The organism is Pseudomonas sp. FP2335 (genome assembly GCF_030687535.1).
Classification (GTDB): Bacteria; Pseudomonadota; Gammaproteobacteria; order Pseudomonadales; family Pseudomonadaceae; genus Aquipseudomonas.
In genome coordinates this window covers 3,294,483-3,321,437 of the sequence record NZ_CP117437.1, presented here as the reverse complement: position 1 = coordinate 3,321,437, position 26,955 = coordinate 3,294,483, and the positions used below count along the sequence as shown (strand labels likewise).

The window sequence follows — 26,955 nt, the reverse complement described above, 5'->3', positions numbered from 1 at the left end:
GGCTGGAGATCGTCCAGGCACTGCCAATCCCCTGTGGGAGCTGTCGAGCTTTAGCGAGGCTGCGAAGACGGCGGGACTGTTGGTGGAGGGGTTGCCCTCAGCCATAGAATCTCCCACAGGTTGATTGTGTGGTCTCAGGCCGGCCCTGGTTATTTGGGGTAGAGCGGCGGCAAGCTGGTGGTGTCCGTCGCAGGGTCCAGCTCGCGTTCGGCCACGGGGATGGCCTTGACCGCGCGCCACAGTTCTTCGCCCAGCCAGTATTGGCCGCTTTCGCTGTAGAGCGCGCCGTTGAGGCCGTCGAGGGCGTCGGACAGTGGTACAAACCGGGCGGCCATCTCGGCCAGGGTTTCCGGTTGCTGGCGCGCCCAGGCGTCGAGGGCCTGGCGGGTGGCCTGGGGGTCGTTGGCCTGGGTGGCGCGCTTGAGGTCGTCGAGCAGCGTACGTGGGCTCGGGCCGGTTTGCGCGGCGCGCAGCACGGCGGGCTGGCGACGTGCGCGCCACCACAGGCCAAAGCCGAGCAGGGTGGTGCAGGCCAGGATCAGCGTGCTCAGTTGCCACAGCCACAAGCGACTGTCGTCCGGTGCGGTGATGATGGTCGGCGTGGCGGGGGTGTCCACCACCAGGCTTGGGTTGTTGGCCACTTGCAGGGTGCGCGCCGGCAGGCTGGTATGTTCAAGGTGGTCTTCGTGGGTGTTCCACCACACCACGTCTACCGCCGGCAGTTCCAACGGGCCGACGCGGTTGGGCACCAGGGCCTCGCGGTCTTCGCGGCTGCCGATCAGGCCGCGGTCGCTGGTCTGGTTGCCGAGCACCGGTTGGTCCGGGTAACGGCGCAGGCCGTTGATGTCGGTGCTGGGCAGCGCCGGCAGTTGCGCGCTGGAGAGGCCTTCGGCCCTGACGATGAGACTGCGGGTCAGGGAATCGCCAACCTGCACATGCTCAGGCTCGGGGTTCCAGCTTTCGCTCAGGGTCAGGCTGCGCGCGGGCAGCCAGGGCGCGTCGGCGGGGTAGAGTTCGGGCTTGGGCTTGACCGTCAATGGCAGCGGCGCCGAGCTGACGTGGATCAGCTTGCCGGGCTTGGTGCCTTGCAGGGTGTTTTCCTGGGGCGGGCGCGACTCCACCAGCGTCGCACTGAAGGTCTGCGCCGGAATGTCCAGCGTGCCGCTGTGCTGCGGGTAGATCGCGTAGCGGGTTTCGATCACGCCGTGGCGGATGCTGTTGATGACCTTTTCGTAGGTGCGCGACTCGCCCAGTTGCTCGACGCGGGCGTCGGCGATTTGCAATGGCGTGAGGCTGCTGTCGTCATACAGCGACACCGAGTGGTACACCCGCACCGTCAACAGCGCCTGGGCCTGGACGTACACCGTGGTTTGGTCGAGGTTGGCTTCGACGAACACCGGTGCCAGTTCGGCGCTGGTGTTCTGGCTGGCGGTCTCCACCACTTGCAGGCTGATGGGTTGGGTCGAGTATTCGCCCACTTGCAGCGGCGGGATGATCACCGTGCCGTTTTCCTTGGGCAGCAGGGTGATGATCCAGCGCGTGGTCGCGTGGTTGTCGCCGCCGAGGGTGGTGAGTTGGTTGAGCTGGCGCGTGCCGCTGACTTCGAACTGTGCCTCCAGCGGCGACAGGTCGGGCTTGCCGAACTGGGTGACGTCGCTCGATTCCACCGTCAGCTCGACCGTTTCCCCGGAGTTGAGGCGGCTGCGGTCGACGCTGGCGACCAGGTTCGCCGCCTGGGCGTGGCCTGCCGATAACGTGAGCAGAAGCAGTAGGGTGGTGCGGCGGCTCATCGAGTCTTGTCCTGATGTTGTTGCTGTTCGTACCAGAATTTGCGGCGCAGCAGTTCACCGGGGTTGTCCGGGATCTCCCGCAGCCATTGTTCCAGGGCCTGGCGGTGTTCTCCGTCAAGGCTGGCGTCGTTGGGGCGCAGCGGCGGGGTGGTGGTTTGTTCATCCCCCAGTTCGCTGCCCGGCACTTCGTTGCCGCCGGTGGGGGGGGTGGCCCCGGCCTGGGTCTCGCCGGTGCCGGCCTCGCCCTGGCCCTGGGACGTCTGCTCGTCACCTGTGGCATTTTGCCCGCTGGCACCCGGCTGCGCAGTTTGGCCGGGTTGGCGGGTTTCGTCATCCTGGTTTTCTGCCGGTTTCTCCGGCTCGGGCTCGGCCTGTTCCTGCATCAAGGCTTCCACCAGGGCTTTGTTTTTCAACGCCGGTTGCAGGTCGGGCTGGGCTTCCAGCGCCTGTTCATAGGCATCGATGGCGGCTTCCAGTGCGCCGGACTTGGCCAGGGCATTACCACGATTGTAGTGGGAGTAGGCGTCATTGCCTTCGGCGAAACGCTTGATGGCCTCGGCGTAGTTGCCCGCTTCATACAGCGCCACACCCTGCCATTGCGAGTCCTGGAAGTGCTCGGCGGCTTCGGCCGGACGCTTTTTCTTCAGCAGGTATTGGCCTTGCTGGTCGGGGCGCAGCCACAGGTCCTGTAATTCAAAGGCATAGCTGGGCTGGGGCGCGGTCAACAGCAGCAACGGCAGGCAGAACAGCCAGCCGCGGCGCCCGGCGCAGGCCGCCAGCAGCAACAGCGGCAGGAGCAGCCAGTAACCCTGGTCGGCCCAGGTGTCGAGGTGCAGGCGCTGGCCGTCGTCGCGCAGGGCCTGGGGCGGGTCGAGCACGCCGAGTTGGCGCAGGTCCTTGTCATCCAGGCGCGCGGCACGGTAGCGGCCGCCCATCTCACTGGCAAAGGCCTTGAGTGTGGGGCTGTCGAGACGTGGTACCAGAATCGCGCCTTGTTCGTCCTTGAGAAACTCGCCGCTTTCCTGGGTCACGGGCGTGCCTTCACGGCTGCCGATGCCGAGGATCGACAGGCTCGGGGTCTGGGCACCTTGCAGCAGCAGGCGAATGCCCTGGCGTTCCTGTTTGGACAGCGACGAGCCGATCAACAGCAGGCGTCCCTGGCCCAGCCCGCCTTGTTTGAGCAGGAACAGGGCTTTCTCGACCGCCAGGTCGGCGCGGTGGCCGGGCTCGGGCATGATCGAGGGGCGCAGCGCTTCCAGCAGGTTGCGGCTGGTGGCGAGGTCGTCCGACAGCGGCACCAGGGTGTGGGCGCTGCCGGCGTAGACGACGATGGCGGTCTGTGCGTCGGTGCGTGCCTGCAACAAATCGTAGAGCTTGCGCCGTGCCTGCTCCAGGCGGTTGGGCGGGCTGTCGGTGGCGAGCATTTCCGGAGTGAGTTCCAGCAATACCACCAACGGGTCGGATGGCTTCTGGCTGGACTGTTCAACCCGCTGCCAACTCGGGCCCAGCAACGCCAGCACGGCCAGCAGCCAGGCGATGCCGAGCACCACCCACGGCGCTTTGCTTTCGCGGCCGTTGCCGCCGCTGAGCAACACGGCATGGAAGGCCGGCGGCAAGATCATCTGCCAGCGCCCCGCGCGTTTTTGCCGGTGCCACAGTTGCCACAGCAGCCAGCCGAGCAACGGCAGCAGCAACAGCCACCAGGGGCGGAACCAGTGCGGCCACAGGTCGATCATCGACGCCTCCGTAAACGCAGGCGTTTGAGGCGTTGGCGCCATTCAGGGTGTTGTTGCAGGAAGCGGCCCTTGCTCGACAGTTTGTCGAACAGCCGTTGCAGCGCGTTGTTCGGCCAGCGTTCCTGGATCACCAGCAGCATGCTCAGCACCAGGGCCAGGCCGAGGGGCGCGCTGTACAGCGCCAGAGCCGGGCGGGCCTGGGTCGGTTGCTGTTCGACGGGTTCGAGTTTGTCGAGGGTCTGCTTGATGGCTTGCAGCTCTTCGCCATCGCGCGCGCGGAAATACTGGCCACCCGTGGCCTCGGCAATCGCTTTGAGCGCGGGCTCGTCAAGGTCCAGGCTCGGGTTGACGCCAAGGATACCCAGGGAACCGGTCTGCTCAGGGTCGGCACCGATGCCGATCGGGTAGATTTTCACCCCTTCTTCGGCGGCCAGGCGCGCGGCGGTCAGTGGGTCGATCTGCCCGGCGTTGTTGGCGCCGTCGGTGACCAGGATCAGCACGCGGCTTTGCGCCGGGCGTTGGCGCAGGCGCTTGAGGGCCAGGCCGATGGCGTCGCCAATCGCGGTGTTCTTGCCGGCGATGCCGATGCGTGCTTCATCCAGCCAGGTGCGTACGGTGCGGCGGTCGAAGGTCAGCGGCGCTTGCAGGTAGGCCTGGCTGCCGAACAGGATCAGGCCGACACGGTCGCCTTCGCGCGCCTCGAGGAAATCGCCGAGCAGGTGCTTGACCAGGCTCAGGCGACTGATGTCGTCGTCCTGCCAGTGCATGTCGGGGAAATCCATGGAGCCGGACACGTCTACCGCCACCAGCAAGTCGCGGCCACTGGCGGCAATCGGCAGCGGTTCGCCGAGCCATTCCGGGCGCGCGGCGGCACTGAGCAGCAACAGCCACAGGAAAACGAATGGTGCTTGCTGGCGCCAGCCCGGCAGGTTTGAGCGGGCGCGGCGGCGGGCGAGGCTTTCGAGGTCGTTGAGGTAGCTGACCTTCAAGGCCGGCTCACCGCTGTCGGCGACCGGCAGCACCAGGCGCATCAGCCAGGGTAATGGCAACAGGGCGAAGATCCACGGCCAGGCGAACTCAAACATGTTTGCGAATCCAGGTGTCGACGGCTTGGGTCAGGCCGGCGATGGCCTTGTCGTCGAGTTTGCATTCGGGCTTGTAGGCGCCTTCGACCAGCACCATCCAGCGCGTCAGGCCGGCGGCGGGGCAGCGGTTGTCGAGGAATGCCAGCCATTTGCGGCCGTTGAGGGTGTGGCTCTGGCTGTAGGGGTAGTCGTTGCGGCACAGGCGCTTGAGCAGACCGTTGAGTTGTTGCAGCCAGGCGCCGGCAGGGGCGCCGTCGTAGGGCTTGGGCATCAGCGCGAGTTCCGCCAGGGCGGCGATGCGCAGTGGGTCCAGTGGTTGTTCGGCGCGGGCCACCGGGCGTCGTGTCGGCAGGAAGCGGCGCAGTGACCACAGGCCCCAGCCGAGCAACGGGATGAGCAGCAGCAACAGCCACCAGCCCGGTGCCGGCGGCCAGAAACCGATGGCCGGAGGGGCGATCAGCGGTTGCAGTTGGTCAAGGCTGCTCATTGTTTTTTAACCGGGCGTTGCGGGTTGAGGTATTCGCGCAGTTGCTCGACCATTTCGCTCTGGGTGCTCAACGGCATCAGCAGCACCCGCAGTTTTTGCGCGAGCAGTTCCCAGCGTGCAATGCGCGCTTCGGCCTGGGCCTTGTAGGCCTGGCGCAGGTCGTAGTTGAGCGTGTCGAGTTCCAGCAGCGCGCCGCGTTGGGCGAAACGCAGCAGCCCGGCGGCGGGCAGGGCGTGGTCGAGCGGGTCGGAAATCGGCAGTAGCAGCAGGTCGCAATGGCGCGCCAAAAGGCTCAGCTGTTGCTCGGCGCCTTCGGTCAGGGCGCGCTCATCGCAGATCACGATCACCAGGCTGCCCGGGCGCAGTACTTCGCGGCCACGACGCAGGGCCATGCCGAGGGCGTCGGCTTCCGGGTGGCTTTCGGTGTTCAGGCTCTGGTTGACCCGCACCAGGCGGTTGAGCAGTTGCAGCAGGCTTTGCTTGCTGCGCCGCGGTTTGATTTCGTAGTGCTCGTTGTCACCGAATACCAACCCGCCGACACGGTCGTTGTGGCCCAGCGCCGCCCAGCCGATCAGGCTCGCCGCCTGGGCCGCGAGCACCGACTTGAACATCTGCCCCGAACCGAAAAACAGCCGGCAGCTTTGCTCGACCATGATGAAGATCGGCCGTTCGCGTTCTTCATGGAACAGCTTGGTGTGCGGCTCCTGGGTGCGTGCAGTCACGCGCCAGTCGATGGTGCGTACGTCATCGCCGGCCTGGTACACGCGCACCTGGTCGAAGTCGACACCGCGCCCGCGCAACTTGGAGTGATGCAGGCCGATCAGCGGGCTGCGCTGGCTCGGCGTGGAAAACAGCTGCACTTCGCGCACGCGATGGCGCATCTCGATCAATTCGCTGAGGGTGACGCGGATGCCATCGCCTGCGTTCATGGGGCTCAAGCGACGGCAACGACGTCGAGAATGCGTTGCACCACGCGGTCCTGGTCAATGCCGGCGGCTTCGGCTTCGAACGACAGAATGATGCGATGGCGCAGCACGTCGAACAGCACCGCCTGAATATCCTCCGGGCTGACAAAGTCGCGACCGGCCAGCCACGCATGGGCGCGGGCGCAGCGGTCGAGGGCAATGGAGCCCCGCGGGCTGGCGCCGTAGGCGATCCACTCGGCCATCTCCGGGTCGAACTTGGCCGGGGTGCGCGTGGCCATGACCAGTTGCACCAGGTATTCCTCCACCGCATCGGCCATGTACAGGCCGAGGATTTCCTTGCGGGCGGCGAAGATGGCTTGCTGGCTGACACGACGCTCGGGTTTGGTTTCGCCATTGAGCGCTTCGCCACGGGCCTGTTGCAGGATGCGCCGTTCCACGGTGGCGTCCGGGAAACCGATTTTCACATGCATCAGGAAGCGGTCGAGCTGGGCTTCGGGCAATGGGTAGGTGCCTTCCTGCTCGATGGGGTTTTGCGTGGCCATCACCAGGAACAGTGGCGACAGTTCGTAGGTGCTGCGCCCGACGCTGACCTGGCGCTCGGCCATGGCCTCAAGCAAGGCCGATTGCACCTTGGCCGGGGCCCGGTTGATTTCGTCCGCCAGCACCAGGTTGTGGAAGATCGGGCCTTGCTGGAACACGAAGCTGCCGGTTTCCGGGCGATAGATCTCGGTGCCGGTGATGTCGGCGGGCAACAGGTCGGGGGTGAACTGGATGCGATGGAACTGCGCCTCGATGCCTTCGGCCAACTCTTTGATGGCCTTGGTCTTGGCCAGCCCCGGCGCGCCTTCGACCAGCATGTGGCCGTCGGCGAGCAGGGCGATCAACAGACGATCGATGAGTTTTTCCTGGCCGAGAATCTGCGTAGAAAGAAAGGTTCGCAGCGCGAGCAGCGCTTCACGATGTTCCATCGATGACGGTTCCTGGAGAGGTGCGCCCTGGGCGTCATGACACGAGCGCCGGGCTGGGGCGTCTACTTTAATGCATCGAGGGGTGTGGCGACTAACGGCGTGACGGGTATTTTTGGCAAATCTTGTAGGATTTTTGTGTTGAAACACTGTGAATGTGGGAGCGGGCTTGCTCGCGAATGCGGTGGACCAGACAACACATCTGCAATTGACAGACCGCATTCGCGAGCAAGCCCGCTCCCACACAAGCTTCAACCTCATGTGACTCTGGGTGGACTTAGATTCGGATGAAGGTGCCGGTGCCTTTGAGGATGTTTTGCAGGGTTTCTTCGACTTCGGCCAGGTCCGCTGCGGCGGTGGCGTGGGTGATCTGCAATTGATCCTTGCCGCCCAGCGCGTCGGCATCGCCTGCTGCCAGTTCTACCAGCAGCGTGGTGTCGCCCAGGGTGACTTTAAGCCCGTCGAGCGTCGATGGCTCGTAGTCCCAGGTCAGTTCCACTTCGTCTTCATCCGGGTAGCGGGTGAGCATGAACATCTCGCCGTTCTTGCCGTGGCAGCAGAGCATGGCCATGTTGTCTTCTTCGTCGTCGCACGGGGTGACCATCAGGGCGTCGGTTTTAAGTTGCAGCATGGGGAATCCTGTCAGGGCTAGGGCGCAATGCCGGCGATTGTGCCATTGCGGCGAATTTTGTGCTGCATTCTATGTCTGGCCCAGTGCATGACCTTGCGGGCCGAATCGGTCATTTCTGGCACTCACAGGCGTGATAATAGTCGATTTTTTCGCCGCGAATTCCGGGTTGCCCAAGTTGCAACCCGCAGCCTGCTTACCGATGACCGAATATGTCGCAGCATCGCAAGCAGCTGTCTTCCTACACTCGTTAAGCTGCGCAACGGATGTGCACCTGCCAGGCGCCTGACCTGCCCGTCGTACCGTCACCCGGCAAGGTGTGTATCTTGTGAAAGTTGTATGTGACCCGGTGGTCTTGTCCAGCTTCACCCACCTGTCACGCCGAATTCGCTATGGTTAACCTGCGAACGGCGCTGACGGTCTCCCCGCAAGGGGACAACACGCGACGCTTTCATCAATAACAAGCCCAAGCGGAGTACCACAGATGGCGTTCTTCACCGCAGCCAGCAAGGCCGACTTCCAGCATCAACTGCAAGCGGCACTGGCGCAGCACATCAGTGAACAGGCACTGCCACAAGTGGCGCTGTTCGCTGAACAATTCTTCGGCATCATTTCCCTGGATGAACTGACCCAACGTCGCCTTTCCGACCTGGCCGGCTGCACCCTCTCTGCGTGGCGCCTGCTTGAGCGCTTTGACCACACCCAACCGCAAGTGCGTGTGTACAACCCCGATTACGAACGTCATGGCTGGCAATCGACCCACACTGCGGTCGAAGTGCTGCACCATGACCTGCCGTTTCTGGTGGACTCGGTCCGTACCGAGCTGAACCGCCGCGGCTACAGCATCCACACCCTGCAAACCACCGTGCTCAGCGTGCGCCGTGGCGCCAAGGGCGAGTTGCTGGAAATCCTGCCAAAAGGCACCCAGGGCGAAGGCATCCAGCAAGAATCGCTGATGTACCTGGAAATCGACCGTTGCGCCAATACCGCCGAACTGAGCGTGCTGAGCAAAGAGCTTGAGCAGGTGCTGGGCGAAGTGCGCGTGGCCGTGGCCGATTTCGAGCCGATGAAAGCCAAGGTACAGGACCTGCTGGCCGGTATCGACGCGAGCCAGTTCGCCATCGACGGCGAAGAAAAGGCCGAGATCAAGAACTTCCTGGAATGGCTGGTGGGCAACCACTTCACCTTCCTCGGCTATGAAGAGTTCGTGGTACGTGACGAGGCGGACGGCGGTCATATCGAATATGACGCCGATTCCTTCCTCGGTCTGACCAAGTTGCTGCGTGCCGGCCTCACCGCCGACGACCTGCGCATCGAAGACTACGCGGTGAACTACCTGCGCGAACCGACGGTACTGTCGTTCGCCAAGGCGGCCCACCCAAGCCGTGTGCACCGTCCGGCCTACCCGGACTATGTGTCGATCCGTGAGATCAGCGCCGACGGCAAGGTCATCAAGGAACACCGCTTCATGGGCCTCTACACCTCTTCGGTGTACGGCGAAAGCGTGCGCGTCATCCCGTACATCCGCCGCAAGGTCGCCGAAATCGAGCGCCGCTCGGGCTTCCAGGCCAAGGCGCACCTGGGCAAGGAGCTGGCGCAAGTCGTAGAAGTGCTGCCCCGTGACGACCTGTTTCAGACTCCGGTCGACGAGCTGTTCAGCACCGTGATGTCCATCGTGCAGATCCAGGAACGCAACAAGATCCGCGTGTTCCTGCGCAAAGACCCGTACGGTCGTTTCTGCTACTGCCTGGCCTACGTGCCGCGCGACATCTATTCCACCGAAGTGCGCCAGAAGATCCAACAAGTGCTGATGGATCGCCTGAAAGCATCGGATTGCGAGTTCTGGACCTTCTTCTCCGAATCCGTGCTGGCCCGTGTGCAACTGATTCTGCGTGTCGATCCGAAGAACCGCCTCGACATCGACCCGCTGCAACTGGAAAAAGAAGTGGTGCAGGCTTGCCGCAGCTGGCAGGACGACTACTCGAGCCTGGTGATCGAAAGCTTCGGCGAAGCCCAGGGCACCAACGTGCTGGCCGACTTCCCGAAAGGCTTCCCGGCTGGTTACCGCGAGCGTTTCGCTGCGCATTCGGCCGTGGTCGACATGCAGCATCTCAACAGCCTGACCGAAGCCAATCCGTTGGTGATGAGCTTCTATCAGCCGCTGGGCCAGGTCTCCGGCCAGCGCGAGCTGCATTGCAAGCTCTATCACGCCGACACCCCGCTGGCGCTGTCCGACGTACTGCCGATCCTGGAAAACCTCGGCCTGCGCGTGCTGGGCGAGTTCCCGTATCGCCTGCGTCATGCCAATGGCCGTGAGTTCTGGATCCATGACTTCGCGTTCATCGCCGCCGAAGGCGTGAACCTGGACATCCAGCAACTCAACGACACCCTGCAGGACGCGTTCGTGCACATCGTGCATGGCGACGCGGAGAACGATGCGTTCAACCGCCTGGTACTCACCGCCGGCCTGCCATGGCGCGACGTCGCGCTGCTGCGTGCCTACGCCCGTTACCTCAAGCAGATCCGCCTGGGCTTCGACCTCGGTTACATCGCCAGCACCCTGAACAACCACACCGACATCGCCCGCGAGTTGACCCGGTTGTTCAAGACCCGCTTCTACCTGGCGCGCAAACTCACCGCCGACGACCTGGAAGACAAGCAGCAACGCCTGGAGCAAGCGATTCTCAGCGCGCTGGACGACGTTCAGGTGCTCAACGAAGACCGCATCCTGCGTCGCTACCTGGACCTGATCAAAGCCACGCTGCGTACCAACTTCTACCAGACCGACGCCAACGGCCAGAACAAGTCGTACTTCAGCTTCAAGTTCGACCCGCGCGCGATTCCCGAGCTGCCAAAGCCGGTGCCGAAGTTTGAAATCTTCGTCTACTCGCCGCGTGTCGAAGGCGTGCACCTGCGCTTCGGCAACGTTGCCCGCGGCGGCCTGCGCTGGTCCGACCGTGAAGAAGACTTCCGTACCGAAGTGCTTGGCCTGGTAAAAGCCCAGCAAGTGAAGAACTCGGTCATCGTGCCGGTGGGTGCGAAGGGCGGCTTCCTGCCGCGTCGCCTGCCACTGGGCGGCAGCCGCGACGAGATCGCGGCCGAGGGCATCGCCTGCTACCGCATCTTCATTTCCGGTCTGTTGGACATCACCGACAACCTCAAGGATGGCGCCCTGGTGCCACCGGCCAACGTCGTGCGTCATGACGACGATGACCCGTACCTGGTGGTTGCCGCGGACAAGGGCACCGCGACCTTCTCCGACATCGCCAACGGCATCGCCATCGACTACGGCTTCTGGCTGGGCGATGCGTTCGCCTCCGGTGGTTCCGCCGGTTACGACCACAAGAAAATGGGCATCACCGCCAAGGGCGCGTGGGTCGGTGTGCAGCGTCACTTCCGTGAGCGCGGCATCAACGTGCAGGAAGACAGCATCACCGTGGTGGGCATCGGCGACATGGCCGGTGACGTATTCGGTAACGGCCTGTTGATGTCCGACAAGCTGCAACTGGTCGCAGCGTTCAACCACCTGCACATTTTCATCGATCCAAACCCGAACCCGGCCACCAGCTTTGTCGAGCGCCAGCGCATGTTCGAGCTGCCGCGTTCGGCCTGGACCGACTACGACACCAGCATCATGTCCGAAGGCGGCGGTATCTTCTCGCGCAGCGCGAAGAGCATTGCCATCTCGCCACAGATGAAAGAACGCTTCGACATCTCGGCCGACAAGCTGACTCCGACCGAACTGCTGAATGCCTTGCTCAAGGCGCCGGTGGACCTGTTGTGGAACGGCGGTATCGGCACCTACGTCAAGGCCAGCAGCGAAAGCCATGCCGATGTGGGCGACAAGGCCAACGACGCATTGCGCGTCAACGGCAACGAGCTGCGCTGCAAGGTGGTGGGCGAGGGCGGCAACCTCGGCATGACCCAGCTGGGTCGTGTGGAATTCGGCCTCAATGGCGGCGGTTCCAACACCGATTTCATCGACAACGCCGGTGGTGTGGACTGCTCCGACCACGAAGTGAACATCAAGATCCTGCTCAACGAAGTGGTGCAGGCCGGTGACATGACTGACAAGCAACGCAACCAGTTGCTGGCGAGCATGACCGACGAAGTCGGCAACCTGGTGTTGGGCAACAACTACAAGCAGACCCAGGCCCTGTCCCTGGCCGCGCGCCGTGCCTACGAGCGTGCTGCCGAGTACAAGCGCCTGATGAGCGACCTGGAAGGCCGTGGCAAGCTGGACCGCGCCATCGAGTACCTGCCGACCGAGGAGCAGCTCGTCGAGCGCGCGGCCAACGGCAAGGGCTTGACCCGCCCGGAGCTGTCGGTACTGATCTCGTACAGCAAGATCGACCTCAAGGAAGCGTTGCTCAAGTCCCAGGTGCCGGATGACGAGTACCTGACCCGTGACATGGAGACTGCGTTCCCGCCGAGCCTGGTGGCCAAGTTCGGCGAGGCCATGCGTCGTCACCGCCTCAAGCGCGAGATCGTCAGCACCCAGATCGCCAACGACCTGGTCAACCACATGGGCATCACCTTCGTTCAACGACTCAAAGAGTCGACCGGCATGAGCCCGGCGAACGTGGCCGGCGCTTATGTGATCGTGCGCGACATCTTCCACCTCCCGCACTGGTTCCGCCAGATTGAAGCCCTGGATCATCAGGTTTCCGCTGACGTGCAACTGGAGCTGATGGACGAGCTGATGCGTCTGGGGCGCCGCGCCACGCGCTGGTTCCTGCGCAGCCGTCGCAACGAACAGGACGCTGGTCGTGACACCGCGCACTTCGGTCCGCACCTGGCGGCGCTGGGCCTCAAGCTCGACGAACTGCTGGAAGGCCCGACCCGCGAAGGCTGGCAGACCCGCTACCAGGCTTACACCGAAGCTGGCGTGCCTGAGTTGTTGGCGCGCATGGTTGCAGGCACTACCCACCTGTACACCTTGCTGCCGATCATCGAAGCCGCCGACGTGACCGGGCATGACGCCGCCGAAGTGGCCAAGGCCTACTTCGCCGTTGGCAGCGCCCTGGACTTGCCGTGGTACCTGCAGCAGATCAGCGACTTGCCGGTGGCCAACAACTGGCAGGCCCAGGCCCGCGAAGCGTTCCGCGACGATGTGGACTGGCAGCAACGGGCGATCACCATTTCGGTACTGCAAATGGCCGACGCGCCACAAGACATGGAAGCCCGCGTGGCCCTGTGGCTTGAGCAGCACAAGGACATGGCAGAGCGTTGGGTGGCGATGATGGTGGAGATTCGTGCTGCCGTTGGCACGGACTACGCCATGTATGCAGTGGCCAACCGCGAGTTGCTGGACCTGGCGTTGAGTGGTCAGTCGGTGTTGTAACCGGCTTGATCTGACGCTGAAAACAAAAGCCCCCGTATCGCAAGATACGGGGGCTTTTTTACTTGAATTGGAATGCGATCACTGTGGGAGCTGGCTTGCCTGCGATAGCGGTGTATCAGTTGCAGATGTGTTGGCTGACCCTCCGCTATCGCAGGCAAGCCAGCTCCCACATTTTGATCTCCATTTGTCAGGGGGATCAGTGGTGTTTGAGTAATTTGGATTCCAGGTGATCCAGGTGCTGGGTCATCAGGCTCACGGCGGCGGCGGCGTCCCGTTGCTCCAGCGCATCCACAATCGCCACATGTTCTTGCCATGCACAGTAGGTGCAGGCTTTCGCTTCATATTGGGCAATGACCAACGATGTCAGCGGCACCAGGCTGTTGAGAAACTGCGCCAGCGGGGCATTACGCGCCATCGCCGCCAGTTGCAGATGAAACTCCCCGGACAAACGAATGGCCGGGCCACGTTGATCGCGCTCGATGCATTCGCGCTCGCGGGCGATCAGTTCGCGTAACTGGCGCACTTGTGTGGGTGTCGCATGCACGCAGGCCAGTTGCACCACGGTGATTTCCGTCAGGCGCCGGGCTTCGAGGATCTGCCGGGTTTGCTGCGCATCCGGTGCGGCCACCTGGGCACGCTGGTTGGGGCGCAGGATGATCACTTGTTGATGGGACAGTTTCGCCAGGACCCGACGAATCACGCTGCGGCTCACGCCAAAGGTCTCGCCCAGGCTCTCTTCGGTGAAACGGCTGGCCGGCGCGATGCGCTGTTCGAGGATGGCGTCGAACAGGCGCGGGTAGATGTCGTCCACCGAGGGCTTTTTACCGGCGATCAAGCGCAGGGCTGGGAAGATAGGGTCGCGTTGCAACGCATAAGCGGTCATGGCCGGTCTCCAAAAAATCAGCTGCCCAGATGGTCATCCGGGATGTTCAAGCGAATGCCCATGCGCAGGCCTTCCTGAAGGATGTGCCGACGCATTTCGGCACTGGCCAGGGCGCTGTTCTTGTTGCGGATGGCGCGCACCACGGCTTCGTTTTCGCGCAGGCGTTCGGCCAGGTGTTCCGGCGAGTTGCGCAGTACCTGCGCGCTTAGCTTGAGGGCGTTGCGGGTCTGCTGCACCACGTTCTGGAAGATCGGGTTGGAGGTCAGGGCGAACAGTTCTTCGTGAAAGCCGATATAGGCATTCATGCCGGCCTCGGCGTCTTCGGCGTCGAGGGCTTCGCGCATGTCCATCAGGGTCAGGCGCAGTTGGCCGACTTCCTTGCTGCTGATGGACTGGGCGACCAGGCCCACGACGAAGGGCTCCAGGGTGTAGCGCAGTTGCAGGATGTCTTCGAGGCTGGCGTCGGCCACCGCGTCGTTGGTCTGGGGTTCGCTGACATCGGTTTCGAGCACGACCACGCCCTTTCCGGGCATCGAGCGCACCAGGCCAAGGGTTTCCAGCACGATCACCGCTTCGCGCAGGCTCGGGCGGCTGATGCCCATCTGTTCCGCCAGTTCGCGTTGGCCGGGCAGCATTTCGCCCCGGCGCCACTGACCCCGCGCCAGGGCGGCGCGGAGTTTTTCTACCACTGAATTGACGACGGTTGAGGTGCTTATCACGTCTACCTCTCCTTTATGTTGCAAATACGGTAATGAATCCAGTGAAGATCTAGTGTGGGAGCTGGCTTGCCTGCGATAGCGGTGTGTCAGTCAAATAATTCTTTACTGATACACCGCTATCGCAGGCAAGCCAGCTCCCACATTGGTCTGTGTTGTCCTCAGGAATACCTCAGAACTCCTGATGCGCCGGCAGTACCGGCTTCTTGGCCTGGAAGGTATAACCGTGCTGGCCTTCGAGTACTTTATTGGCGCGCTGGATGTCGATGTCTTTTTCCCAGCGGGCGATGGCTACGGTAGCGACGCAGTTGCCGATCAGGTTGGTCAATGCGCGACCGATGCCCATGAACCAATCCACCGCCAGCACCAGCACCAAGCCCACCACCGGAATCGCCGGGATCGCCGTGAGTGTCGCCGCCAGGATCACCAGGGCCGAGCCCGGGATGCCGTGGGCGCCCTTGGAGGTGATCAGCGACACCAGCAGGATGGTCAGCAAGTCGGTCATCGACAGTGGCGTGCCGGTGGCGTTGGCGATAAACACGATGGCCAGGGTCAGGTAGATCGAGAAACCGTCGAGGTTGAACGAATACCCCGTCGGAATCACCAGGCCGACGGTCGAGCTGCCGATGCCCAGGTGCTCGAGTTTGCGCATGATCTGTGGCAGCACCGCGTCGGACGAAGCGGTACCCATCACGATCAGCAGTTCTTCGCGCAGGTACTTGAGCAGCGGCAACATACGCAGGCCGGACAGACGCATTACCAGGCCGAGGATCAGCCCGACGAAGGCGAAGCAGGTCAGGTAGAACAGGCCGACCAGGCTGCCCAGGTGTTGCAGCGAATCGAGGCCGTAGGTGCTGGTGGTGAAGGCGATCGCGCCAAATACACCGATTGGCGCCAGGCGCACGATCATGCCCATGATGCGGAAGATCACATGGCTCAGTTCGTTGATCAGGCGCGAGATGCCGGAAGCCGCCTCACCCACCAGGTTTAGCGCGCTGCCGAACAGCACCGAGAACAGCAGCACTTGCAGAACGTTGTTGTCGGCGAAGGCGCCGATTACCGAGTTGGGGATCAGGTCCATCAGGAACTGGCTGGTGCCTTTGATGTGCTGGCCTTTGTCGGCCAGTTCATTGAGGCCAGCGGAGGACAACTGCTCAAGGTGGATATTGGCGCCGGTGCCGATCCCGGTGCTGAAGGCCATGACCAGGCCGATCACCAGGGCGACGGTGGTGAGGATTTCAAAGTAGATCACCGACTTGAGGCCGATGCGCCCGACTTTCTTCAAGTCGCCTGCACCGGAAATGCCGCTGACCACCACGCAGAACACGATCAGGCCAATCAGCATTTTGATCAGCTTGATAAAGCCGTCACCCAGGGGTTTGAGTTGTGTGGAGAATTCGGGAAGGGCCAAGCCGCATATGACGCCGAGCATCAGGCCAATCACGACTTGCAGGAAAATCGAACGCGAGCACCATCTGAGCATGGGAGGGATCTCTATTCGGTGCCCTGGTGGTTCCAGGGCTTAATTGTTGTGGTCTTACCGGTAAGTCCAGTGCCGGGCCAGTCTACGCTGGGGTTTTTTGAAATCACAAGTAAAAATTCGCCGGTTGACCGGTCCCGGTCTGACCAGTTGGTCGGTGACGGTGATGCTTGAGCGGTTGGCGGGTGATAAAAATTTTCGCTTATCATCCGGTGCTTGGCACTTGAGGTAATGGATGGACAGACCAGGACTGACGACCGACGCCTGTGGGCAGACCTATTGCGCCTGGCGCACGTCCGCGCCGGAATACCCGCGTTACCACGATCACGAGTGGGGCGTGCCGGTGGCCGACGACACCCAGTTGTACGAGAAGATCTGCCTGGAAGGCTTTCAGGCGGGCATGGCGTGGATCACCATCCTGCGCAAGCGCGAGCAGTTCAGGGTGGCGTTCGAGGGCTTTGATTTTCGCAAGGTCGCCACGTATGGCGAGGCCGATATAGCGCGCTTGATGAACGATGCCGGGATTGTGCGTAATCGGGCGAAGATAGTGTCGACTATCAACAATGCACGGCGTGCCTGTGAGCTGGTGGATGAAACGGGTTCATTGGCAGCCTGGCTGTGGGCGTTCGAGCCCACTGCACAAGAGCGCCCGGCGGTGGTCGATCTGGCTTATTGGGCCGCCAACCCCACGTCCCCGGCCTCGGTGCGGTTGTCGAAGGCCTTGAAGAAGCGTGGCTGGACCTACGTCGGCCCGACCACGATGTATGCGCTGATGCAGGCGATGGGCATGGTCAACGATCACTTGGAAGGCTGCCACTGCCGGGCACAGATCGAAGACCTGCGCCGGCAGTTCAAGCGGCCCTGACGCCTGGGTTCAGGAGAGGAAGCCGCCGTCTACGTTCAGCGATACGCCGGTGGTGTAGCTGGACGCATCGCTCGCCAGGTACAGCACCGCGCCGGCCATTTCGCTTGGGTCGGCCACGCGTTTGAGCGGGATCTGCGCCAGTGCGGTTTTCAGGATCGCATCGTTTTTCACCAGCGCCGAGGCGAACTTGGTGTCGGTCAGCCCTGGCAGCAGGGCGTTGCAACGAATGCCAAACGCTGCGCATTCCTTGGCGAACACCTTGGTCATGTTGATCACGGCGGCCTTGGTCACCGAGTAGATGCCCTGGAACACCCCAGGGGAGATGCCGTTGATCGAGGCCACGTTGATGATGCTGCCGCCACCGTTCTCACGCATCAGCTTGCCGGCTTCCACCGACATGAAGAAGTAGCCGCGGATATTCACGTCGACAGTCTTCTGGAAGGCGCCGAGGTCGGTGTCCAGCACGTTGCAGAATTGCGGGTTGGTTGCGGCGTTGTTGACCAGGATGTCCAGGCGGCCGAACTGTTCGCGAATACCGGCGAACACCTGGGTAATCTGCTCCATTTCGCCGATATGGCAGGCAATCGCCGTGGCTTTGCCGCCGGCGGCGATGATCGCGTCCGCCACATGCTGGCAGCCGTCCAGCTTGCGACTGGAGACGATCACATGGGCGCCTTGCTGGGCCAGTAACTTGGCGATGGCCTCACCGATGCCACGGCTGGCGCCGGAAACGAAGGCGATCTTGCCGTCGAGGTCGAACAGGTTGGTCTTGGACATGGAGGTTCCTTAGAGGGCTGATTTACCGATCACGTTCAGGCTCATCTGCTCCAGCAGCTTGTTCATCTGGATGAACTGCGCGAAGCGTTTGTCCTGGGTCTGGCCATGGAAGAAGCGGTAGTAGATCTGCTGCACGATGCCGGCCAGGCGGAACAGGCCGTAGGTGTAGTAGAAGTCGAAATTGTCGATCTGGATGCCGGCACGTTCGGCGTAGTAGTCCACGAACTGGCGGCGGGTGAGCATGCCGGGGGCGTTGCTCGGCTGGCGGCGCATCAGTTGCACCGGGGCCGGGTCGGCGGCTTCGATCCAGTAGGCGAGGGTGTTGCCAAGGTCCATCAACGGGTCGCCGAGGGTGGTCAGCTCCCAGTCGAGCACACCGATGATCTGCATCGGGTTGTGTGCGTCGAGGATCACGTTGTCGAAGCGGTAGTCGTTGTGCACGATGCTGGACGTCGGGTGGTCGGCCGGCATCTTGTCGTCGAGCCACGCGCGCACTGCTTCCCAGCGCGGGGCGTCGGGGGTCAGGGCTTTTTCGTAGCGATCGCTCCAGCCGCGGATCTGCCGTGCCACGTAGCCTTCGGGCTTGCCCAGATCGGCCAGGCCGCATGCGGTGTAGTCGACTTGATGCAGTTCGACGAACTTGTCGATAAAGCTTTTGCACAAGGCTTCGGTCTTTGCCGCGTCCAGGCCCAGTTCGGCCGGCAGGTCGGAGCGCAGGATGATGCCGTTGACCCGCTCCATCACATAGAACTCGGCGCCGATCACCGACTCATCGGTGCAGTGCACGTAGGCTTTGGGGCAGTACGGAAAGCCGTCCTTGAGGCTGTTGAGAATGCGGTATTCCCGGCCCATGTCGTGGGCGGACTTGGCCTTGTGGCCAAAGGGCGGGCGGCGCAGGACAAATTCCTGGCCGGGGTACTCCAGCAGGTAAGTCAGGTTGGACGCGCCGCCAGGAAACTGGCTGATGGTGGGCGTGCCGCTCAGGCCGGGGATATGGGCCTTGAGGTAGGGATCGATCAGGCTGGCGTCAAGTTCTTCGCCTGCCCGGATCTGGGTCGATTGGTCGTTCAGCGCCATGCTTATCCCTTCTGCTTATTCTAAAGGCCTCGGACTATTTCCTAATCTAATGCGCACAACCGCCCAGCGACAAGGTCGGGGCGGTTTAATAGGTTAGCGTGTTGGAGGGTGATCAGCGTGCCTGATGGGTCACTTTGCAGGCGGGGGCAGCGCGACCGGCGTGAGCACCGGGCGACCGGCGAAAAACTCCACCAGGTTATCGGCTACGCGCTGCACCGTATCATGGGCGGCCTCCGGTGACAGGCCAGCGACATGGGAGGTGAGCACGGTGTTGCTCAGGCGCTTGAGGGCGTCGGGCACTTGGGGCTCGTCGTCGAACACGTCCAGGGCGGCACCGCCAATGCGCCGCTGCTCCAGGGCAGCCACCAGGTCGGCGGTGACCACCACGCTGCCGCGTCCGATGTTGACCAGGTAACCATTGGGGCCGAGGGCGTCGAGGGCGTGGCGATCGATCAAGTGGCGGGTGCCGTCGCCGCCGGGCGTGGCCAGGATCAGGAAGTCCGAGGTGCGCGCCAGTTCCACCGCGCTCGAACAGTAGGTGTAGTCCACATCATCGCGCGGCTGGCGGTTGTGGTAGCTGATTTCCATACCGAAGCCGAGGGCCGCGCGCTTGGCGATCTCCAGGCCCACCGCACCAAGCCCGAGTATGCCCAGCTGCTTGCCGCCCAGGGACGGCCGCATCACTTTGGGCCATTCATTGCGCCGCACGGCGGCGTCGGTCTGCGGAATGCCGCGCACCAGCGACAACAACAAGGCCATGGCGTGGTCGGCCACTGATGGCGCGTTGACCCCGGCGCCGTTGGTGACCACGATCCCGCGATTGCTGGCCGCTTGCAGGTCGACATGTTCATAGCCTGCGCCGATCACGCAAATGATTTCCAGCAGGGGCAGGGCGTCGATTTCCGCGGCGTACAAGCCCAGCGGACCACGGGTCAGCACGGCCTTGATCTGCGCGCCGTGGGTCTTGATGGCCTGGGCGCGTTCGGCGGGTGTGGGCGCCAGGATCACATGAAAGTCATTGCTTTCGATGATGGGCAGGTAGGCGTTGATGGTTTCAACCAGGACCAGAACTGTTGCGGTCATCGGAAGGCTCTTCCTGAAGGGTTTGAGAGGATGAGTATGCGGGATTTGTAGGGCGGGGCGTTTTACTGAGAAAGAAAATTTTCTTCTTGCGTAAGGCTGTTCTAACAGCTGGATATTGCGCAGAACACCCTCGATGGTGAACTGCGCAATAGGCCCCTGAGGGCCTCCGCGGGTTAGTGGGTCGCGTGGTCGCTTGAGCACCAGAGGTCCCTTGCGCTGATACGCTTCACAAACGCCCCGGCCAATGTCCCATTGTGATGCTCGATGATCGCTTCGGCCTTCAGCGCCGGAGTGTCCATGCAGGTGTGGCCATCCTCGGGCAATACCACCGAAAACCCCAGTTCAACCGCTACACGGCAAGTCGTGTCGATGCAAAACTGGGTTTTCATGCCCACAATCACCAGTTCGTCGACCTGGGCTGCGCGCAGTTGTCGGGCCAGGTCCGTGCCCAGAAAACAGCTTGGGCGGGTTTTGTTGAAGAGATGGTCGCGGTGTTCGTCCACCTCCAGGCCGTGCCATACCTGCCAAAGCGGGCTGCCCGCCGCAATCGGCGAACCTTCCGGGCCGGTGTGGCGCGCCACGAAGATCGGCTTGTTGGCGGCGCGGGCGCGCTTGATCAACTGGTTGATGGTGTCGAGCAGGCGTTCACGCTCGAAAGGTCTTTGCGGGCCATCGTATAGGCCGGCTTGCATATCGATGATCAACAGGGCGTCAGCCATGGTGTTGCTCCTTGTGATTGCCTGGTGGGCGGAGCAACAAAAAGGCCCCGTCCATTGCTGGCGGGGCCTTGGGTTGAATCTGTGGGGTATTTAGCTCGACCACCCACAGCCACCGCGCGACCCGCCGAAAGCGGTCGTGGTGGTGGTGCGGGTGAGGTGCAACGGCATAACGTTCATTGCCGGATCATGCTGGCGTGGGCGCTGGATTGTCAACAAATGTGTCTGGGTTGGGTGCGGCGTGTCGATATACCACGCCACCGTTCCTCAGCTAAGTCTTTGCTTATTCACAAGAATCCCGGACAATCGCGCCCCTTCTATGGTCGGGGCGCTGCCTGTCAGGTTTTTCTGACTCGTCCCGGCTGTGTAAATGCGGAGATCCGACCGGATGAATGATCAGGCCAATAGCGTTGACGAACGCTATGCATCGACACCTGCAACCCTCACAAGCTGGAGCCGCCAGGACACCACCTGGATGCTTGGCCTGTTCGGCACGGCCATTGGCGCCGGCACTTTGTTTCTGCCTATCAACGCTGGCCTGGGCGGCTTCTGGCCGTTGCTGATCCTGGCGCTGCTGGCGTTTCCGATGACGTTCTTTGCCCACCGTGGCCTGACCCGCTTCGTACTCTCCGGTCGTGATGGCTCCGACATCACCGACGTGGTGGAAGAACACTTCGGCATCAAGGCCGGTGCAGTGATCACGTTGCTGTACTTCTTTGCGATCTTCCCGATCCTGCTGATCTACAGCGTGGCGTTGACCAACACGGTCAGCAGCTTCATGGAGCACCAGTTGCACATCATGCCGCCGCCTCGGGCAATCCTGGCGTTTGTGCTGATCCTCGGCCTGCTGGCCGTGGTGCGTTGCGGCGAGCAGGTGATCGTCAAGGCCATGAGCCTGATGGTGTATCCGTTCATCGTCGCCTTGCTGTTCCTGGCGGTATACCTGGTCCCGCACTGGAACGGCGGCATCCTCAGCACCGCCAGCGTGGTGCCGGAACCATCGGCCTTGCTCAGTACCCTATGGCTGGCGATTCCGGTGATGGTTTTCTCATTCAACCACTCGCCGATCATCTCGGCCTTTGCGGTTGATCAGAAGCGTCAGTACGGCGCCCATGCCGATGAGCGCAGCTCGCAGATCCTGTCCCGCGCGCACCTGCTGATGGTAGCGATGGTGCTGTTCTTTGTGTTCAGCTGCGTGCTGACCCTGTCGCCGGCGCAGTTGGCCGAGGCGAAAGCGCAGAACCTGTCGATCCTGTCGTACCTGGCCAACCACTTCGACAACCCGACCATCGCGTTCGCCGCGCCATTGATTGCATTCGTGGCGATTGCCAAATCGTTCCTGGGCCACTACATCGGCGCCAGTGAAGGCCTCAAGGGCCTGGTGGTCAAGACGGGACGCCGCCCGGCACCGAAGACCCTGGACCGCATGACCGCCGCCTTCATGCTGGTGGTGTGCTGGATCGTGGCCACGCTCAACCCGAGCATTCTCGGCATGATCGAGACATTGGGTGGGCCGGTGATTGCTTCGATCCTGTTCCTGATGCCGATGTACGCGATCCGCAAAGTACCGGCCATGGCCAAGTACCGCGGGCAGGCGTCCAACGTGTTTGTCACGGCTGTTGGCCTGGTAGCGATTACGGCGCTGATCTACTCGCTGTTGTCCTGATAACCGGCGGCACCTGAAGAGGCCGATTCGCGCACACCGTGAATCGGCCTTTTTTGTGGCTGCGCAAAACCAGCACCCGGATCAACCCGGCGCCGGTTAATGAAGGCTAAGCTTGTCGGCTTATTGGTTTCTGATTTGGAGACCCCCAAGGTTGGCTCGATTGAATACTCAAACCCCTCCCGCTGTTGCGGCGTCTTCCAGGCGCATCCAGGACATCCTCGCCGGGCTCTCCATCGCCGGTTTGTTGCTGCCGGAGGCAGTGGCCTATTCGAGCATTGCCGCGCTCCCGCCCCAGGCGGGTGTGATTGCCTTGTTTGCCGGGCTGTTGTGCTACGGCTTGTTGGGCACCAGCCGCTTTGCGATTGTGTCGGCTACGTCGTCTTCGGCGGCGGTACTGGCCGCAGCGACCGCCAGCCTTGCCGGTGATGACCCGGCGTTGCGGCTTTCCCTGGCGTTTGGGCTGGTGTTGGTCACGGGTGGATTTTTCTTGCTGGCCGGGCTGCTCAAGCTGGGTGGCGTCACTTCGTTTATTGCCAAGCCGGTGTTGCGCGGTTTCGCGTTCGGCCTGGCGCTGACCATTATCCTCAAGCAGCTGGCAGCTGTGGTGGGCGTACACCTGAGCGACAACAACCTGATCCGCTTCCTGCCGCAATTACTCGAGCAGTGGCCAAGCTGGAACTGGCCGGCGGCGCTGGTCGCGGCCGTGGCCTTGTGCGTGTTGTGGCTGTGCGCGCGGATTCCGCGCCTGCCGGGCGGGTTGCTGGTGGTCGTGCTGGGAATTGCCGGCGGGCAACTCCTGGACCTACAGGCCCACGGTGTGGGGTTGATTGGCATGATCGACCTGCGCCTGGAACTGGGGCGCTTGCCGGTGCTGCCGTTCGCCGATTGGTTGCGCCTGGGGGAGTTGGCGTTTGCGTTAGTCATGATCCTTTATGCGGAGTCCTACGGCTCTATCAGCTCGTTCGCCCTTAAACATGGCGACCGCGTGTCATCCAATCGTGATTTGTTGGCGCTGGGAGCGGCCAACCTGGTGTCCGGGTTGTTTCATGGGATGCCCGTCGGCGCCGGGTATTCGGCAACCTCGGCGAATGAAGCCGCCGGTGCGGGTTCACGGCTGGCCGGCATCGTCGCGGCGCTGGTGGTGTTGGTGATTGTGTTGACGGTGCTGCCCTACGTCGCCCTGACACCGGAGCCGGTGCTCGCAGCCATTGTCATCTATGCGCTGGGGCATGGCTTGAGCGTGCAACCGCTGGGGCGCTATTTCATCTGGCGGCGTGACCGCCTGCTGGTGATCTGCGCGGTCGCGGCGGTGCTGGTGCTCGGCGTGCTGGATGGCTTGTTGCTGGCGGTGGCGATCAGCGTCGTGTTGATGCTGCGCCAGATGTCCTCCGCTGACATCCAGGTGCTTGGTCGCCTGGGCGATAGCCACGACTTTGTTGACCGTCAGCATCATGCCGACGCACGGGAGGTGCCGGGTGTGCTGATCGTGCGTCCCAGCGAGGCGCTGTTTTTCGCGAATACCGAACGCATCCTGGGCGCGGCCTTGCGCCTGATGCGCCAATCGCCAGTGCAAGCCGTGGTGCTGAGCCTGGAAGAATCGCCGAACCTGGATGGCACCAGCATTGAAGCGCTGGCCGCGTTTTTTGCGCAGGTGCGCGGGGAGGGTAAGCGCCTGGTGCTCGCGCGTGTACGGCACGACGCCCTTGAGGTGTTGCAGGCATTGCCTGAGGCAATGGCGCCGCAGGTGCTGCTCAGCGATTTGAGTGTGGATGGCGCGGTGCAACTGGCCAAATCCCGGGCATAAAAAAACGCCGCGTATCTTGCGATACGCGGCGTCTTCTACGTCAACACACCTTAGGCTTGAATCACCGGGATGTTGGCGCTTGCTGCGATTTTGCGGAACTCGGCGATCTGGTCGAAGTTCAGGTAGCGGTAAACGTCACTGGCCATGGTGTCCAGTTTCGCTGCGTAACCCATGTACTCTTCGACGGTCGGCAGGCGACCCAGGGTGGAGGCAACTGCCGCCAGCTCAGCCGACGCCAGGTAGACGTTCGCGCCATCACCCAGACGGTTCGGGAAGTTACGGGTCGAAGTCGACACAACAGTCGAGTTCGGCTCTACACGTGCCTGGTTACCCATGCACAGCGAGCAGCCCGGCATTTCCATGCGCGCGCCAGCTTTGCCGTAGATGCCGTAGTAGCCTTCTTCGGTCAGTTGGTGTGCGTCCATCTTGGTCGGCGGCGACAGCCACAGACGGGTTGGCAGCTGGCCCTTGACCTGTTCCAGCAGTTTACCGGCAGCGCGGAAGTGACCGATGTTGGTCATGCACGAACCGATGAACACTTCGTCGATCTTCTCACCGGCAACGCTCGACAGCAGACGGGCATCGTCCGGGTCGTTCGGTGCGCAGAGGATCGGCTCGTTGATTTCCGACAGGTCGATCTCGATGATTTCGGCGTATTCCGCGTCGGCATCGGCTTCCATCAGCTCAGGGTTCTTGACCCAGGCTTCCATCGCTTGGGCGCGACGTTCCAGGGTACGCGCATCGCCGTAACCTTCGCCGATCATCCAGCGCAGCAGGGTGATGTTGGAGTTCAGGTACTCGGTGACGGACTCTTTCGACAGCTTGATGGTGCAACCGGCAGCCGAACGTTCAGCCGAGGCGTCGGACAGCTCGAAAGCCTGTTCCAGCGTCAGGTCGTTCAGGCCTTCGATCTCCAGGATGCGGCCGGAGAAGGCGTTTTTCTTGCCTTTCTTCTCTACAGTCAGCAGACCCGATTGGATAGCGTAGTAAGGAATGGCATGAACCAGGTCACGCAGGGTGATGCCAGGTTTCATTTTGCCTTTGAAGCGCACCAGGATCGATTCCGGCATATCCAGTGGCATTACGCCAGTGGCTGCGGCAAACGCGACCAGGCCAGAACCGGCCGGGAACGAGATGCCCATCGGGAAACGGGTGTGGGAGTCACCACCAGTGCCGACGGTGTCCGGCAGCAGCATGCGGTTCAGCCAGCTGTGGATGATGCCGTCGCCTGGACGCAGCGATACGCCGCCACGGGTCATGATGAAGTCAGGCAGGGTGTGGTGGGTGGTCACGTCGATCGGCTTTGGATAGGCCGCGGTGTGGCAGAAGGACTGCATTACCAGATCGGTCGAGAAGCCCAGGCACGCCAGGTCTTTCAGTTCGTCACGGGTCATCGGACCGGTGGTGTCCTGGGAACCCACGGTGGTCATCTTCGGTTCGCAGTAGGTGCCAGGGCGAACGCCTTTGCCTGCTGGCAGGCCGCACGCCTTGCCGACCATTTTCTGGGCCAGGGTGAAACCCTTGCCGGTGTCGACAGGTGCTTCAGGCAGCTTGAACAGGTCGGTTGGGCCCAGGCCCAGCTCGGCGCGTGCCTTGTCGGTCAGGCCACGGCCGATGATCAGCGGGATACGGCCGCCGGCGCGGACTTCGTCCAACAGCACCGGGGTCTTCATTTCGAAGGTGGTGATGACTTCGTCGGTGCCGTGTTTGCAGACTTTGCCAGCATGTGGGTACAGGTCGATCACGTCGCCCATGTTCATGTTGGAAACGTCGAACTCGATTGGCAGTGCGCCAGCATCTTCCATGGTGTTGTAGAAGATTGGAGCGATCTTGCTGCCGAAGCAGAAGCCGCCGGCGCGCTTGTTCGGCACGTAAGGCACGTCGTCGCCGAAGAACCACAGTACGGAGTTGGTTGCCGACTTACGGGACGAACCCGTACCGACCACGTCACCGACGTAGGCGATCGGGAAGCCTTGGCCGCGCATTTCTTCGATCTGCTTCATCGGGCCGGTCTTGCCTTGCTCGTCCGGCACGATGCCTTCACGGGCCATTTTCAGCATGGCCAGGGCGTGCAGCGGGATGTCCGGGCGGGACCAGGCATCTGGAGCAGGGGACAGGTCGTCGGTGTTGGTTTCGCCGGTAACCTTGAATACGCGCAGGCTGATCTTGTCGGCCAGGGTAGGGCGGTTGCGGAACCATTCGCCGTCAGCCCAGGACTGGATCACGGCTTTGGCGTGTTCGTTGCCGTTACGGGCTTTTTCGGCCACGTCGTGGAACGCATCGAACATCAGCAGGGTGTGCTTGAGTTGGGCGGCTGCGACAGCTGCCAGCTCGGCATCGTCCAGCAGCTCGACCAGGGTCACGATGTTGTAGCCGCCTTGCATGGTGCCAAGCAGTTCAACAGCGCGCTTCTTGTCGATCAGGGGGGAAGTGACTTCGCCCTTGGCCAGGGCAGACAGGAAACCGGCCTTGACGTAGGCAGCTTCGTCAACACCTGGTGGGATGCGGTTGGTGATCAGGTCAACGAGGAATTCTTCTTCGCCAGCCGGAGGATTTTTCAGCAGCTCAACCAGGCCTGCGGTTTGTTCGGCGTTAAGCGGCTGGGGAACAATACCCAGGGCTGCACGCTCTTCGATATGTTTGCGGTAGGCTTCAAGCACAGTTATTACCCTCATCAGTGGTCCCACGGGACGCTCATCCAGAAATGAACGGCACGCATGCGCTCGGGGGCTTTTTGGGCCGCAAAGCCAGCGCTGCCGGCATTCCTCACAGAAGCTGCTTTCAAAGTTTTACGCCTGCAGAACGGAGCTGATGAGGGTTGGCGCTGGTGACTGACCTACCGGGTCAAACACCATCGCCAACACCGTTCTGAAGGAACGACTGTGCTCGTGACGCTTTGAAAACAGCTTCCAGCGGATTGTTGGCGC

General features: G+C 62.4%; 19 protein-coding genes. 4 read left to right on the top strand and 15 right to left on the bottom strand.

What is annotated here, in order from left to right; translation table 11 throughout:
* Positions 1–149 precede the first annotated feature (149 nt).
* The 7 genes from PSH81_RS14820 to PSH81_RS14790 all read right to left on the bottom strand — a co-directional run bounded on the left by PSH81_RS14820 (position 150) and on the right by PSH81_RS14790 (position 7,620).
* Positions 150–1,790: a BatD family protein gene (locus PSH81_RS14820; RefSeq protein ID WP_305390959.1), complete on the bottom strand. Its 1,641-nt coding sequence runs from the start codon at positions 1,788–1,790 to the stop codon at positions 150–152.
* Positions 1,787–3,526, bottom strand: a complete 1,740-nt coding sequence (locus PSH81_RS14815) for a tetratricopeptide repeat protein (protein WP_192300530.1) — start codon at positions 3,524–3,526, stop codon at positions 1,787–1,789. The genes PSH81_RS14820 and PSH81_RS14815 overlap by 4 nt, the downstream gene beginning before the upstream one ends.
* On the bottom strand, positions 3,523–4,611 hold the full coding sequence (locus tag PSH81_RS14810; RefSeq protein WP_192300529.1) for a VWA domain-containing protein: 1,089 nt from the start codon (positions 4,609–4,611) through the stop codon (positions 3,523–3,525). Before PSH81_RS14810 ends, PSH81_RS14815 begins: the two co-directional genes overlap by 4 nt.
* Positions 4,604–5,098, bottom strand: a complete 495-nt coding sequence (locus PSH81_RS14805; protein ID WP_192300528.1) for a DUF4381 domain-containing protein — start codon at positions 5,096–5,098, stop codon at positions 4,604–4,606. Before PSH81_RS14805 ends, PSH81_RS14810 begins: the two co-directional genes overlap by 8 nt.
* Complete coding sequence (locus PSH81_RS14800) at positions 5,095–6,027, bottom strand: DUF58 domain-containing protein (protein ID WP_226457836.1); 933 nt, start codon at positions 6,025–6,027, stop codon at positions 5,095–5,097. The genes PSH81_RS14805 and PSH81_RS14800 overlap by 4 nt, the downstream gene beginning before the upstream one ends.
* A 5-nt stretch (positions 6,028–6,032) precedes the next feature.
* A complete protein-coding gene (locus PSH81_RS14795) occupies positions 6,033–6,992 on the bottom strand; it encodes a MoxR family ATPase (RefSeq protein WP_034119884.1) in 960 nt (319 codons plus the stop codon).
* Between the two features lie 274 nt (positions 6,993–7,266).
* Positions 7,267–7,620: a hypothetical protein gene (locus PSH81_RS14790; protein ID WP_226457676.1), complete on the bottom strand. Its 354-nt coding sequence runs from the start codon at positions 7,618–7,620 to the stop codon at positions 7,267–7,269.
* Between the two features lie 481 nt (positions 7,621–8,101).
* Between PSH81_RS14790 and PSH81_RS14785 the strand changes: the two genes are divergently transcribed.
* Positions 8,102–12,961, top strand: coding sequence for an NAD-glutamate dehydrogenase (locus PSH81_RS14785; RefSeq protein WP_226457675.1), 4,860 nt, complete (start codon positions 8,102–8,104; stop codon positions 12,959–12,961).
* Positions 12,962–13,157: 196 nt separating this feature from the next.
* On the opposite strand, the gene PSH81_RS14780 is transcribed toward PSH81_RS14785, so the two are convergent.
* From PSH81_RS14780 to PSH81_RS14770, 3 genes are all read right to left on the bottom strand, one after another.
* Positions 13,158–13,844 (bottom strand): GntR family transcriptional regulator, encoded by a 687-nt coding sequence (locus PSH81_RS14780; protein WP_305390958.1) that lies wholly within the window; start codon positions 13,842–13,844, stop codon positions 13,158–13,160.
* A 17-nt stretch (positions 13,845–13,861) separates the two neighbouring features.
* A complete protein-coding gene (locus PSH81_RS14775; RefSeq protein ID WP_192300523.1) occupies positions 13,862–14,563 on the bottom strand; it encodes a FadR/GntR family transcriptional regulator in 702 nt (233 codons plus the stop codon).
* A gap of 169 nt (positions 14,564–14,732) precedes the next feature.
* Positions 14,733–16,058 carry a C4-dicarboxylate transporter DctA gene (locus PSH81_RS14770; protein ID WP_226457678.1) on the bottom strand — a complete coding sequence of 442 codons (1,326 nt, stop codon included), beginning with the start codon at positions 16,056–16,058 and terminating at the stop codon, positions 14,733–14,735.
* Between the two features lie 217 nt (positions 16,059–16,275).
* On the opposite strand from PSH81_RS14770, the gene PSH81_RS14765 reads away from it, so the two are divergent.
* Positions 16,276–16,905, top strand: coding sequence for a DNA-3-methyladenine glycosylase I (locus tag PSH81_RS14765; RefSeq protein WP_226457674.1), 630 nt, complete (start codon positions 16,276–16,278; stop codon positions 16,903–16,905).
* A gap of 9 nt (positions 16,906–16,914) precedes the next feature.
* Here the strand turns inward: PSH81_RS14765 and PSH81_RS14760 are convergent, their stop codons facing one another.
* From PSH81_RS14760 to PSH81_RS14745, 4 genes are all read right to left on the bottom strand, one after another.
* Entirely contained in the window at positions 16,915–17,682 is a 768-nt protein-coding gene (locus PSH81_RS14760) for an SDR family oxidoreductase (protein WP_192300521.1), read from the bottom strand.
* Positions 17,683–17,691: 9 nt separating this feature from the next.
* On the bottom strand, positions 17,692–18,759 hold the full coding sequence (locus PSH81_RS14755) for a phosphotransferase family protein (protein ID WP_192300520.1): 1,068 nt from the start codon (positions 18,757–18,759) through the stop codon (positions 17,692–17,694).
* Positions 18,760–18,888: 129 nt separating this feature from the next.
* Positions 18,889–19,842 carry a 2-hydroxyacid dehydrogenase gene (locus tag PSH81_RS14750; RefSeq protein ID WP_226457673.1) on the bottom strand — a complete coding sequence of 318 codons (954 nt, stop codon included), beginning with the start codon at positions 19,840–19,842 and terminating at the stop codon, positions 18,889–18,891.
* A gap of 173 nt (positions 19,843–20,015) precedes the next feature.
* Entirely contained in the window at positions 20,016–20,561 is a 546-nt protein-coding gene (locus PSH81_RS14745) for a cysteine hydrolase family protein (protein ID WP_305390957.1), read from the bottom strand.
* 385 nt (positions 20,562–20,946) lie between these two features.
* Between PSH81_RS14745 and PSH81_RS14740 the strand changes: the two genes are divergently transcribed.
* A complete protein-coding gene (locus PSH81_RS14740) occupies positions 20,947–22,224 on the top strand; it encodes a serine/threonine transporter (RefSeq protein WP_305390956.1) in 1,278 nt (425 codons plus the stop codon).
* Positions 22,225–22,384: 160 nt separating this feature from the next.
* Positions 22,385–24,028: a SulP family inorganic anion transporter gene (locus tag PSH81_RS14735; protein ID WP_226457670.1), complete on the top strand. Its 1,644-nt coding sequence runs from the start codon at positions 22,385–22,387 to the stop codon at positions 24,026–24,028.
* Positions 24,029–24,078: 50 nt separating this feature from the next.
* Here PSH81_RS14735 and acnB read toward each other — a convergent pair whose 3' ends face one another.
* A complete protein-coding gene (gene acnB, locus PSH81_RS14730) occupies positions 24,079–26,688 on the bottom strand; it encodes a bifunctional aconitate hydratase 2/2-methylisocitrate dehydratase (RefSeq protein WP_226457677.1) in 2,610 nt (869 codons plus the stop codon).
* Positions 26,689–26,955: the final 267 nt, after the last annotated feature.